Origin of the sequence: Streptomyces bobili, assembly GCF_002154575.1 — a bacterium.
Taxonomy (GTDB): domain Bacteria; phylum Actinomycetota; class Actinomycetes; order Streptomycetales; family Streptomycetaceae; genus Streptomyces; species Streptomyces bobili.
On record NZ_MUBA01000328.1, the window covers coordinates 21,854 to 33,629 of the forward strand.

The window sequence follows — 11,776 nt, forward strand, 5'->3', positions numbered from 1 at the left end:
CGTGACCGCCAGGTCCAGCGAAACCCATCGAGACCACCTGCTGCCCTCACGCACGTGGCCAACGCGTGTCAACACGCGACTCGTGGCCCAGGCAAGACTTTCAGGAGAAGACGCATGAACCGCAGACCACTGATCGCGCTGCTCGCCGCATCGGCGCTGGCGCTCGGCACAACAGCGTGCGGCGCCGGCAGCGGGGGAGACGGACCGGCGCGTACCAGCGCGAACGAGTTGCGCATCGGTCTCTCGTTCGGGCCGTTCACGCTCGACCCGGCCAAGGACGGCGGCGGAGCGCCCAACGTGATGCGTTCGCTGACCAACGAGTCCCTGTTCCACATGAACGCCGACTACACCGCCAGCCCGGCTCTGGTGAGCGACTACAAGTACGTCGGAGACGGGAACAAGGTCTTCGAGTTCACCCTCAAGAAGGGGATCCGCTTCACCGACGGAAGTCCGCTGAACGCGGCGGCGGTCAAGACCTGGCTGGAGTACTTCGCGAAGCAGCCCGGGCCGTACGCCTCCACGCTCTCGATCGGCTCCGTCGAGACCAAGGGCGAGTACACGGTCCGGCTCAATCTCGCCTCGCCGTCCCCGATCGTGCCCCTGCTCCTGTCCCAGTACGGAAACCGGGGCGCCCTCTCGAGCCCCAAGTCCGTCGCCGACCCCGGCAGCCTGGCGAAGGGCACGTACGGCGTCGGTCCCTACGTCCTGGATGCCGCCCAGTCGGTGGTCGGCGACCACTACACCCTGGTGCCCAGCAAGTACTACCACGAGCCGTCGGCCGTCCGTTTCAAGAAGGTGACCGTTCGGATCATCCCCAACCCGTCCTCGATGCTGCGCGCGTTCCAGTCCGGGCAGATCGACTTCGGCAACCTGGACTCCTCCACCGCGCCCGCGGCGGAGAAGGCCGGCGTGAAGGTGATGCACTGGCGCAGCGGCACCGTCGCGGTGACGCTCGCCGACCGCAACGGGACAGCCACCAAGCCGCTCGCCGACGTCCGGGTACGGCAGGCGCTGAACTACGCCGTCGACCGTGAGCCGATCACCAAGGCGCTGGTCGGCAAGTACGGCCGGCCCACCTCCCAGTACCAGACCGAGTACACCGACCCGGCCCTGGACAATCGCTACCCCTACGACCCGAAGAAGGCGAAGGCGCTGCTCGCCCAGGCCGGCTACCCGAACGGGTTCAGCATGGACGTCGTCGACCCGGGGGCCATGATCGGCAACTGGGGCGACCCGACGATGCAGACGGTCGCGAAGTACTGGGAGAAGATCGGCGTCCACGTCAAGGTCACCCAGGCGACCACCGACTTCCTCCAGCAGGCGGTCTCGAAGAAGTTCGCCGCGCTCCAGTGGACACCGGACATCTCCCCGACGGCGATCGCGTACTCGCTCCTGTATGCCCCCAAGGCCTCGATGAACCCCTTCGGCGCTTCGAACGCCGACATCGACGCGCTCTACCGCCAGGGGCAGACGGAGCAGGGCGATCAGGCAGCGAAGACGTTCACAAAGCTCAACAGCGTGGTCACCGAGCAGGCCCTCAATGTGCCGATTTACGAGTACCACATCCCGTGGGGCATGAACGAGCACATCACCGGAGTCGAGAAGGGCTCCTGGGTGGTCTTCGGCGCCGGCCTCGGCTGGAAGGGCTGACCGATGGCCAACACGTCGGTCGACGCGATGGGAGCGCCGCTCACACGCTCCCGTCGCGGGCGCGCCATCCGCAGACGTGGCACCTCAGGCGGCAGGCTGGCCTCGCTGCTGGCCCGCCGGATGTTCACGGCAGTCCCCTTGCTGCTGGTCGTGTCGAGCTTCAACTTCCTGTTGTTGTCACTCACCCCGGGAGATGCCGCACGGCAGATGCTCGGAAGCAGTGGCACACCGGAACAGTACGAAGCGCTGCGCAGGCAACTCGGGCTCGACCTCCCGGTCTACGAGCAGTACTGGGGCTGGCTGAGCTCTGCGGTCTCGGGTGACTTCGGTAACTCGATCACCAGTGGCACCCCGGTCCTGGAATCGATCACGAGCCGAGTGCCTGTCACCCTGTCACTCATCGTCGGCTCTCTGCTGGTGAGCGTCGTGGTAGGCGTCAGCCTCGGCGTGTTCAGTGCCGTCCGTGGTGGGGTGATCGGCAGGGCGGTCGACGCGCTCGCTCTCCTCAGCTGGGCACTGCCCGTCTTCTGGGTCGGCTCCGTGCTGGTCGTCGTTTTCGCCATCAAGCTCGAGTGGTTCCCCGCGCTCGGGTACGTGCCGTTCACCGAATCGCCCCAGGAGTGGGCCCGATCGCTGGTTCTGCCGGTGACCGCGCTGTCCCTCGGTTCCGTTGCCGCCGTCGTGAAGCAGACCCGGGAATCCATGCTCGACGTGCTCGGAAGCGAGTACATCAGGATGGCCGCCGCCAACGGGGTCTCCCGGACTTCACTGATCTATCGGCATGCCCTCAAGAACGCCGCCATCCCGGTCGTCACCGTCCTGGGTGTCCAGACCATTGGCCTGCTGGGCGGCGCGGTTCTCATCGAGAGCGTCTTCTCCGTGCCGGGCCTTGGTTCGCTCGTGGTCGGTTCGGCCCTGGCCCACGACATCCCGACGGTCCAGGCGGTCGCGGTGTTCTTCACCGTGGTGGTCGTCGTCGTCAATCTGTCGGTCGATCTCGCCTATGGGCTGCTCAACCCGAGAGTGAGCGCAGCATGACTGTGACCGTGCCCGATGCCGAACTGTCGGCCTCGCCCTCCGTGTCCCCCCGCTTCGTGCGCCGCCTGATGCGACGGCCGCTGGCCATCGTGTGCCTGGCGTACCTGGCGATCCTCGTCGTGATCGCCGTCGCCGCCCCCATGCTGTTGCCACATGTCGGGACCGAAAGAGCCGGCGATCTCGGCACCGCCCTGCAGGGCCCGAGCGCCGCTCACCCCCTCGGCGTCGACAGCCTGGGCCGCGACGTCCTCCAGCGACTGCTGGTGGGCACCCGGGTCACATTGGTCGGCGTCGTCGAGGCGATGGCGGTCGTTCTGGCGCTGGGCATCCCCATCGGGCTCGTGGCCGGCTACCTCGGCGGCAAGACCGATCGGGCGATCATCTGGCTGGCGGATCTCGTGTTGTCGCTGCCGGCGATCATCCTGGTCATCGTCGTGCTGTCGGTCTTCCCGCAGAGCGTGACAGCCGCGATGGTGACTCTCGGTGTCCTGGCGGCCCCGGGTCTTGTGCGCGTCGTACGAGCCGCGACACTGCCGGTGCGAGAACAGCTCTACGTCGCCGCCGCCCGGGTGTCCGGCATGTCGCGGACCTACATCATCACCCGACACGTACTGCCGCGGGTCATGGGTCCCATCGTCGTGCAGGCGTCCTTGCTGGCAGCAACTGCGTTGCTGGTGCAGACCGGGCTGGCCTTCCTCGCCCTCATCGCCGCGCCTCCGGAGCCCAGTTGGGGAGGCATGGTCGCGGACGGGGTCGGCGCCCTCTTCCAGCAGCCCTGGTTGATCTGGCCGCCCGGCCTGGCGATCGCGCTGACCGTGCTGGCGTTCGGACTTCTGGGCGACGCGGTCAGAGATGCCGGCACAGAGGGCTGGTCCGCGAAGTCCGCCCTCCCGCTGGGCGACAAGCACCGAAGCGCGCCCACGCGAGCTGCCGCTGCCGTTCCCGCAAGGATCAACGACAGCCTCCTCTCGGTCCGCGACCTCACGGTGTCCTACGCCACGCCCACCGGCCCCATCCGCGCGGTCGACGGTGTGTCCTTCGACATTGCCCGTGGAGAGACCGTCGGAGTCGTCGGAGAGTCCGGTTGTGGGAAGACCACGACAGCCCTCGCCATCATCGCGCTGCTCGGCGGCGGCGGACGGATCGACTCCGGACACGTCCTTTTCGACGGCAGGGACCTCGCGGCCCTGTCTGAGTCCGAACTCCAGGCTGTCCGCGGTACCGAGATCGGGTACGTCTCCCAGGAACCGATGGTCGCGCTCGATCCCGCCTTCCGGATCGGCTGGCAACTCGCCGAAGCCGTCCGGATCAACACCGGAATGAGCCGTGCCAAGTCCAAGAGACGCGCCGTCGAGCTGCTGGAACAGGTGCAGCTCCCCGAGCCCCATCTCGTGGCTCGCCGCTACCCGCACGAGCTGTCCGGCGGCATGGCCCAGCGCGTCGTCGTCGCGCGTGCCCTTGCGGGCGAACCGAAGCTCCTGATCGCCGACGAACCGACCACCGCCCTCGACGTCACCATCCAGGTGGAGATTCTCGATCTGCTGCGCACGCTTCAGCGCGACCGGGCCATGGCGATCATGCTGGTCACCCACGACCTGGGCGTGGTCGCCGACATGTGCGACCGGGTCGTGGTGATGTACGCCGGCCAGGTCGCCGAACGCGCCGACGTGAAAGAGCTGTTCGGTACCCCACACCACCCCTACACCCGGGCACTGCTCGCCTCGAATCCGCACAACCAGCACAACTCGGCGGTGCTGCCCACCATTCCGGGTGCGGTCCCCATGCCGGGCTCGTGGCCGCAGGGCTGCCACTTCCAGCCGAGATGTGCGCGCGCCACCGATCAGTGCGGCAGCGACGAGATCCCCCTCCTCAAGATCGGTGCCTCCCACGAGGCCCGCTGCCTCTACGCCCACCAGATCGAAGGTGTGTGACGTGAACGACGAGACGAACCTCCTCGAAGTCCGCGATCTGTCGGTGCACTTCCGCCGCGGCCACGGCTCGCCCGTCCTACGAGCCGTCGACCAGGTGAGCTTCTCCGTGGCCGAGCGGGAGACGCTGGGCGTCGTGGGCGAATCCGGCTCCGGCAAGACCACCATCGGTCGGGCCGTGCTGGGCCTGGAGTCGCCGACCGACGGCCGGATCGAGTTCGCGGGCGAGGACATCACCCGAGCCGACCACAACCGGCGCCGTGCGCTGAGCCGTGACCTGCAAGTGATCTTCCAGGATCCGTACAGCTCCCTGAACCCGACCCGAACCGTCGCTCAGACGCTGGGCGAGTCGCTGCGGGCGGAGAAACTGGCCGGAGACGAGGTCCGTAGCCGGGTCATCGCCATGCTCGAGCGCGTCGGACTCCCCGCAACCGCCGCGGACCGTTACCCGTCGGGCTTCTCCGGCGGCCAGCGGCAACGCATCGCCATCGCCCGGGCTCTCGTCGCACAACCACGGCTGGTGATCTGCGACGAGCCGGTCAGCGCACTGGACCTCTCGGTCCAGGCCCAGGTGCTCAACCTGCTCCGGGAGCTGCAGGACGAGTTCGCACTTGGCTACCTGTTCGTGGCCCATGACCTGGACGTCGTCCGGCACCTCTCGCACCGCATCATGGTCCTGTATCGCGGCCAGATCATGGAGCAGGGCCCCGCCGAAGCGGTCTACAGCAGGCCCATGCACCCCTACACCAGGACCCTGCTCGAAGCAGCGCCCGTCCCGGACCCGGTGCGCCAGGCAGCACACCGCCTGCGGCGTGTGCGCGCGGGTGACAACACGGGCCCCGTCTCCGCCGCGGGGTGTCCCTTCGCCACCCGCTGTCCCCACGCGGCCCCGCTGTGCCACGCCGAACGGCCACCGCTCGAACAGACCCCGGCAGGCACGACCGTCGCCTGTCACCGGTGGCAGGAACTCGGCACCGCGCCGACGGCGGTGGGGGCCGGTCTTCCCGTGTCCGTCGCGTCCGAGACCACCCGAACCTGATGCGCTCCGGCACGACCTCCGGGGCTCGGCGGCCACGACTCGCTGTTCCTCGTTCAGCGTCTTGCTGTTCCTCTTCAGCGTCGCGACCGCCCCGGTCACCGGTGCGCCGGTCGTGGCCCTCGGCTTCCATCCGATAACCGAAAAGAGCCTTGCATGACCATGGTCACCACACCCGCCGGGGTGTCGCTCAACTACGACACCTTCGGCGATCCCGCCCGCCCTCCGCTGCTGCTGATCCAGGGCCTCGGGGCCCACATGCTCGGCTGGCACGCCGATCTGTGCCGACAGATCGCCGACGCGGGTTTCCACGTCCTGCGTTTCGACAACCGGGACGTCGGCCTGTCACAGAAGTTCCCGCAGGGCGGCTACACCCTGGCCGACATGGCGAACGACACCGCGGGCCTCCTCACCACGCTGGACATTCCCGCGGCGCACATCGTCGGACAGTCGATGGGCGGCATGGTCGCTCAGCAGCTCGCCCTCGACCACCCCGCGCACGTGCTCACCCTGGCCCTGATCTACACGGCGCCCCGCATGGACTTCATCGCCGGACGCGACCTGGTCGACGAGCGGACGCAGTGCCCACGGGCCCGCGATCGCGACGAGGCGATCGCGCTGTACCTGGACAACGAAGCAGTGTGCGCCTCACCCGGATACGCCCAGGACATCCCCTGGCTGCGCGAACTCGGCGGCCAGATGTACGACCGCGACTACGACCCCGACGGCATCCTGCGGCAGGTCGAGGCGCTCGACAACTCTCCCGACCGCACGCCGCGCCTGCACCGCATCACCGTGCCCACCACGATCCTGCACGGCGACGGCGACCGCTTGATCGACCCCGACGGGTCCAAGGTCATGCACGAACTGATCGCGGATTCGAAGCTGACCGTCTACCCCGGCATGGGTCATGAGCTTCCCCCTCCGCTCTGGCCTCAGATCATCACCCAGATCCAGGAGAACACGGCACGAGGGAGTGCGTGACATGACAGCCGTACCGGTAGAAGGCCACGTGTCGAGCGGTTTCGCGCCGATCGCCGACGCCTTCGCCGACAACTTCCGGCACCACGGCGACACGGCCGCCTCCTGCGTGGTGTACGCCCAGGGAGAGCCGGTGGTGGACATCTGGGCCGGCCAGACCGCCCGGGGCGCCTGGACGCCCGACGCCCGCACCGTCATGTTCTCGGTCAGCAAGGGCGTCACCACCGTCTGCCTGCTGATGGCCGCCGAGCGGGGCCTGATCGACCTTGACGCCCCGGTGGCGAAGTACTGGCCGGAGTTCGCCGAGAACGGCAAGGAGGCGACGACGGTACGGCAGCTCCTCGCGCACCAGGTCGGTCTGGTGGCGCCCGAGGCGGACGTGACGCTGGAGGATCTGCGTGCCTGGGAGCCGGTGGCGGACAAGCTGGCCCGGCAGGCGCCGGCTTGGGTCCCCGGGACGGCGTACGCCTACCACGCGCTCACCTTCGGCTGGCTGGCCGGCGAAGTGCTGCGCCGGGCCACGGGACTACGGCCCAGCCAGTGGCTGCGCGAGCACGTGGCCGATCCACTGAACCTGACGATGACGTACGGCGCCGACCCCGAGTCCGCCGATTTCCACCCCCTGTCGGACCCGCTGCCCATCACCGACCCCGAGTCCGCCGCGATGATGGCCACAGCTCTCGCCGCACCGATGGTCGAACGCTCCGTCAGCCTGGGTGGTCTCTTCGACGCCGCCCGGATCGCCCAGGTCGCCAACACAGAAGCGTGGCTGTCGGTCGAGATACCGGCGGGCAATCTCGTGACCGACGCCCGCAGCCTGGCCCGGCTGTACGCGGCCACGGTGGGCGAGGTCGACGGAGTCAGGCTGCTGGGCCCGGACGTCGTCCGCGATGCCCTCGTGGTGCGCTCCGAAGGCCGCCCGTTCGTGGGCCCCGACACGGGCAGCGGCTGGGGCACTGGCTTCATGACCAGCTCCACCCACCGGCCGATGATCGGCCCGGGCAGCTTCGGCCACGACGGCCTGGGCGGTTGCCTCGGCTTCGCCCACCTCGAATCAGAGACCGCCTTCGCCTACCAGACCGCCCAGCCCGGTGGCCTGCCCGACGACCGGGCCGACGCGCTCAGCCGCGCGCTGCGCGCCTGCCTGTGAAGCCCCACCCCGGCACGTCACGTCCGAACCAGTCCACCGAGGAACCGGAAACCAGGCCATGACCACGACACTTCCGCAGCACACCGCTCTGACATCCCCGAGCCTGGCCGTCCGCGCGTCGGACCGGCTCCTGACCCGCCTGATGCGGTTGCCGGGCACCCGACACGGCTACCAGGTCGAGCGGAACCTTCCGACCCCCGCGCGCGACGGCGCCGTCCTGGTGACGGACCACTACGCCCCCCGCACCGACCAGCCGAAGGGCACCGTCCTCGTGCGCACTCCGTACGGGCGCGGCTTTCCGCACGACCTGGAGGCGAGGGTCTACGCGGAACGCGGGTATCACGTCGTACTGCAGAGCTGCCGCGGCACGTTCGGCTCCACGGGAAGCTTCTACCCGATGGCGAACGAGGCCGACGACGCCCAGGACGCGGTGGCCTGGCTGCGGACCCAGCCATGGTTCGACGGGCGGCTCGCCACCTCCGGGGGGTCCTACGTGGGCTGGACCCAGTGGGCGCTGCTGATGGATCCGCCCCCCGAGCTGCGCACCTCCCTGATCGCCGTAGCCCCGCACGACATGCACACCGCCGTCCACGGTGGCGGAGCGTTCCATCTGGGTGACTTCCTGTCCTTCGCGGAGATAGTGATCGACCAGGAGAGATTCACCGGGCTGCGGGGTGTGTCCCGGCTGCTCAACGTGAACCGGCGGCTGGCCCCGGTCTTTGGCGCACTCCCGTTGGCCGACGCGGCCGACGCGGCGACCGGGCACCGTACGCCGTGGTTCCGGGAATGGTTGACCACACCGGAGCGCGACGATTCCGTGTGGGACCGGCTCAAACTCAACGACGCCCTTGAACGCGTAGACGTCCCGGTGCGGCTCACCGCCGGTTGGCAGGATCTCTTCCTCGACCAGACCCTGCACCAGTACCAGGCGCTGGGTGCGCGTGGGGTCGACGTCTCGCTCACCGTCGGCCCGTGGACCCACCAGGAACTGGGCCAAAAGGGCATGGGGCACCTCCTCCGCGGCAATCTCGAATGGCTTCAGACGCACCTCGCCGACGAAGCGCCGGCGCAGCCACGGTCCGCACCCCCCGTCGAGGTGTACGTCACCGGGCAAGGCGCATGGCGACACCTGGCTGAATGGCCACCGGCGCCGGGCGAGACCGTGCGCTACCTCCAGCCGGACGGCAAGCTCCTGGCCGACGAGCCGAGCGGCGGCGCGCCGTCCACGTACGTCTACGACCCGGCGAATCCCACGCCGACCCTCGGTGGCCCGCTGCTCACTCTTGACGCCGGAAGCAAGGACACCGCGAAACTGGAGAACCGCTCCGACGTGCTCACCTTCACCACCGACCCGCTGACCGAGCCGCTGGAGATCATGGGAACGCCCGTCGTCGAGCTGGCGCACACCAGGAGCAACCCGCACGCGGATGTCTTCGTACGGCTCTGCGACGTCGACCTCGAAGGCGTGTCCCGCAACTTCGCCGAAGGACTCCTCCGGCTGGATCCCACCTCGCCCCTCGACCAGGCGCAGCCCGTGCGCGTGCGGCTGACCGACTGCGCGCACGAGGTCAAGGCCGGACACCGGATACGTCTGCTGATCGCCGGTGGCTCCCACCCACGTTACGCACGCAATGAGGGCACCGGTGAACTGCCCGGTACCGGAAGTGAGTTGCGGCCGTGCACGCACACCGTCCACCACGACAGCGGCGCGGTGTCCCGCGTGATCCTGCCGACGCCGTCCGTGTGAGGACCAGGCGCCCGGTCGGACGATCCGGGAGGCGCACCCCTTCTTATCCGGGTGCGCCCTGCCCTGCGCTGAGCCCGTCCAGCAGAAGGTCCCCGAGCTCGGAGAAGGCATCGCCGGCGGTCAGGCCGGTGCTCTCCAGGAGGACCCCCGACTGGACCGCGTCGATGGTCACCGCCACGACCTGGGCGGCGAAATGCCCGTTGAGCGCGCGAAAGACGCCTGTCCGCACGCCTTCCTCGATCAGTTGGTGGACCCGTTGCGCGGCGGCGGCGGAGTTCTTGCGGTAGATCTGCGCCGTCGGCTCATAACCGACCATGTCGTCGTAGAAGGCGTTGGAGTGGCGGCGCATGGCCGTGCCGACACCGGTGAGGTAGACCCGGATGCGCTGTCTGGGATCGGGCTCGGCCTGGACGGCCTCCTCGATCTCGGCTGTCGCATCCCGGAAGAAGCTGCGGGTGACCGCCAGCACCAGCTGTTCCTTCGTGGAGGCGAGGCTGTACAGCGTCGCCTTGGAACACTCCAGCCGTTGGGCGAGCTCATCCATGGTCACCGCGGTGAAGCCCTCGGCCAGGATGATCGCCTCGGCCTGGCGCAGCAGTTCGTCCCGCCGACGAGTGTCGACGACCCGCCTGCGCGCCGTGCGGCGCGGGCGTCGGTCACGCGAGTCAGTTGGGGCTGTCACCGCAGCAGTCTCCCACGAGGGTTTTCGCCGGAAGCGGCGGGTCGTCGCCCTGACCGGAAGACCGGGCTTTACGAAAGGGTACCAAGGTACCGTCAAACGTACCCCGGAGAATGGCGTCGGCGGTCTCCTCGATGGCGTTCCGACCGCGCCGCCGATCCCCGTCAGAGATCGATCCCGGCCAGCCACTCGCTCGTGGTCCGGGGAGTCACGCCGAGGAGCTTCTGGGCGCAGCGCTCGGCCGTGATCGAGTGGTCCGGCTGCGTACCGAGGGCCCGGTACATGTCCGCTATGGCGGCGGTGGCCTGCTCGCCCAGCATGGGTGCGAGCGGCGCGAAGAAGGCGTGGGGGTCGCGTCCCGGTGCGAGGCCCACGAGGCGCGGAAGCCGATGGACAGCGAGTAGCGCAGTACGCCCTCCTCGCGGACGCCCGTGATCACGTTCGGCAACAGCAGGTTCTCCAGGGACAACCGGGGCTCGATCACCGCATGGGAGACCCCGCTGTCCGCCAGCCCGGCGGCAAGGGCTGAGACGGCGCTCTCGGCCGAGTCGCCCGGACCACTGTCCCCGTCGGTGCTCACGAGGCACGGCATCGTCACCCGCCCCGCCTACGCGGAGATCCCGCCGCGGGTCGAGTACCGGCTCACCCCTCTCGGTGAAGGACTGCGCGAGGTTCTCGACGCGATGGCCGCCTGGGCCATGGCTGTTCCGGACAGCGAGCCCACCGTCACCGTCTGAGCGTCGAAGCGGCTCTACCGGATGGAGGATCCGATGGAGATGCCGCCGTCCACGTCCAGGACGATGCCGGTGATGTAGCCGGCGGCTTCGCTGGCGAGGAAGGCTGCGGCTTCGGCGATGTCCTCGGGCCTGCCGGTGTGGCGCATGGGGACCTTGTTGGTGAGTTTGTCGCGTGCGGGGCCGTTCATGGAAGCGAGCATGGGGGTGTCGATGAGGCCGGGGGCGATGGCGTTGGCGGTGATGCCGTGGCGGGCGCCCTCCAGGGCGAGGGTGCGGGTCATGCCGACGATGCCGGCCTTGGCGGCGACGTAGTTGGTCTGGCCGAAGTTGCCGCGCCAGGACATGGAGGAGAAGCTGATGACGCGTCCGTAGCCCTGGCGTTTCATGGGGCCGAACGCGGCGCGCGCGCAGTGGAATCCGCCGGTGAGGCTGACACCGATGACGGCGTGCCAGTCGTCGGTTGTCGCGGATGATGCCGGCGTTGTTGACCAGCACGTCGAGGCGGCCGAGACCGGCTGTGACGCCGGCGATCCAGGCGTTGACCTGGGCGGAGTCGGTCACGTCCACCACGTCGGTGCGGAGTTTCGCGTCGTGGGCGTTGGTGATTGTCTTGGCGGCGTCGGTGAGGGCCTGTTCGTTGACGTCGGCCAGCGCGACGGTGGCGCCCTCTGCGGCGAACCGGGTCGCCATGGCGAGGCCGAGGCCTTGGGCGGCGCCGGTGATGGCGACGACGCGCCCCTGGTAGCGGTTCACTTGGTGTCTGCTTTCGTGGTCCGGGGGGTGAGGAAGGCCCGCAGGGCGTCGGCGACGGAACTGGCCGTCCAGTTGTC

Annotated in this window: 11 protein-coding genes and 1 pseudogene; 8 read left to right on the top strand and 4 right to left on the bottom strand. The window is 69.0% G+C overall.

Annotated features, from left to right (window positions below):
• Window positions 1–114 precede the first annotated feature (114 nt).
• The 7 genes from BZL64_RS25190 (at window position 115) to BZL64_RS25220 (ending at window position 9,530) form a co-directional block, all read left to right on the top strand.
• Entirely contained in the window at window positions 115–1,650 is a 1,536-nt protein-coding gene (locus BZL64_RS25190) for an ABC transporter substrate-binding protein (RefSeq protein WP_158101557.1), read from the top strand.
• A gap of 3 nt (window positions 1,651–1,653) precedes the next feature.
• Complete coding sequence (locus BZL64_RS25195) at window positions 1,654–2,688, top strand: ABC transporter permease (RefSeq protein ID WP_244205482.1); 1,035 nt, start codon at window positions 1,654–1,656, stop codon at window positions 2,686–2,688.
• Window positions 2,685–4,619 (top strand): dipeptide/oligopeptide/nickel ABC transporter permease/ATP-binding protein, encoded by a 1,935-nt coding sequence (locus BZL64_RS25200; protein ID WP_086771481.1) that lies wholly within the window; start codon window positions 2,685–2,687, stop codon window positions 4,617–4,619. The genes BZL64_RS25195 and BZL64_RS25200 overlap by 4 nt, the downstream gene beginning before the upstream one ends.
• A gap of 1 nt (window position 4,620) precedes the next feature.
• Window positions 4,621–5,655, top strand: a complete 1,035-nt coding sequence (locus BZL64_RS25205; RefSeq protein WP_244205483.1) for an ABC transporter ATP-binding protein — start codon at window positions 4,621–4,623, stop codon at window positions 5,653–5,655.
• Window positions 5,656–5,808: 153 nt separating this feature from the next.
• Window positions 5,809–6,636, top strand: coding sequence for an alpha/beta fold hydrolase (locus tag BZL64_RS25210; protein WP_086771483.1), 828 nt, complete (start codon window positions 5,809–5,811; stop codon window positions 6,634–6,636).
• Window position 6,637: 1 nt separating this feature from the next.
• Window positions 6,638–7,783, top strand: a complete 1,146-nt coding sequence (locus BZL64_RS25215; RefSeq protein ID WP_158101558.1) for a serine hydrolase domain-containing protein — start codon at window positions 6,638–6,640, stop codon at window positions 7,781–7,783.
• A 58-nt stretch (window positions 7,784–7,841) separates the two neighbouring features.
• A complete protein-coding gene (locus BZL64_RS25220; protein WP_086771485.1) occupies window positions 7,842–9,530 on the top strand; it encodes a CocE/NonD family hydrolase in 1,689 nt (562 codons plus the stop codon).
• 43 nt (window positions 9,531–9,573) lie between these two features.
• On the opposite strand, the gene BZL64_RS25225 is transcribed toward BZL64_RS25220, so the two are convergent.
• From BZL64_RS25225 to BZL64_RS41315, 3 genes are all read right to left on the bottom strand, one after another.
• Window positions 9,574–10,212, bottom strand: coding sequence for a TetR/AcrR family transcriptional regulator (locus BZL64_RS25225; RefSeq protein ID WP_086771486.1), 639 nt, complete (start codon window positions 10,210–10,212; stop codon window positions 9,574–9,576).
• Window positions 10,213–10,373: 161 nt separating this feature from the next.
• Window positions 10,374–10,529 carry a hypothetical protein gene (locus tag BZL64_RS25230; RefSeq protein ID WP_244205484.1) on the bottom strand — a complete coding sequence of 52 codons (156 nt, stop codon included), beginning with the start codon at window positions 10,527–10,529 and terminating at the stop codon, window positions 10,374–10,376.
• Window positions 10,499–10,789, bottom strand: a complete 291-nt coding sequence (locus BZL64_RS41315) for a hypothetical protein (RefSeq protein ID WP_244205485.1) — start codon at window positions 10,787–10,789, stop codon at window positions 10,499–10,501. Before BZL64_RS41315 ends, BZL64_RS25230 begins: the two co-directional genes overlap by 31 nt.
• Between BZL64_RS41315 and BZL64_RS41320 the strand changes: the two genes are divergently transcribed.
• Window positions 10,782–10,946, top strand: coding sequence for a winged helix-turn-helix transcriptional regulator (locus tag BZL64_RS41320; RefSeq protein ID WP_425276067.1), 165 nt, complete (start codon window positions 10,782–10,784; stop codon window positions 10,944–10,946). The genes BZL64_RS41315 and BZL64_RS41320 overlap by 8 nt on opposite strands.
• A gap of 14 nt (window positions 10,947–10,960) precedes the next feature.
• Here the strand turns inward: BZL64_RS41320 and BZL64_RS42200 are convergent.
• A pseudogene (locus tag BZL64_RS42200) lies at window positions 10,961–11,636 on the bottom strand (SDR family oxidoreductase).
• Window positions 11,637–11,776: the final 140 nt, after the last annotated feature.

What these genes read in the sequence shown, in the direction of transcription:
- BZL64_RS25190 (WP_158101557.1), top strand. Translation starts at nt 115, where the DNA reads ATGAACCGCAGACCACTGATCGCGCTGCTCGCCGCATCGGCGCTGGCG.
- BZL64_RS25195 (WP_244205482.1), top strand. Translation starts at nt 1,654, where the DNA reads ATGGCCAACACGTCGGTCGACGCGATGGGAGCGCCGCTCACACGCTCC.
- BZL64_RS25200 (WP_086771481.1), top strand. Translation starts at nt 2,685, where the DNA reads ATGACTGTGACCGTGCCCGATGCCGAACTGTCGGCCTCGCCCTCCGTG.
- BZL64_RS25210 (WP_086771483.1), top strand. Translation starts at nt 5,809, where the DNA reads ATGACCATGGTCACCACACCCGCCGGGGTGTCGCTCAACTACGACACC.
- BZL64_RS25215 (WP_158101558.1), top strand. Translation starts at nt 6,638, where the DNA reads ATGACAGCCGTACCGGTAGAAGGCCACGTGTCGAGCGGTTTCGCGCCG.
- BZL64_RS25220 (WP_086771485.1), top strand. Translation starts at nt 7,842, where the DNA reads ATGACCACGACACTTCCGCAGCACACCGCTCTGACATCCCCGAGCCTG.
- BZL64_RS25230 (WP_244205484.1), bottom strand. Translation starts at nt 10,529, where the DNA reads ATGCTGGGCGAGCAGGCCACCGCCGCCATAGCGGACATGTACCGGGCC.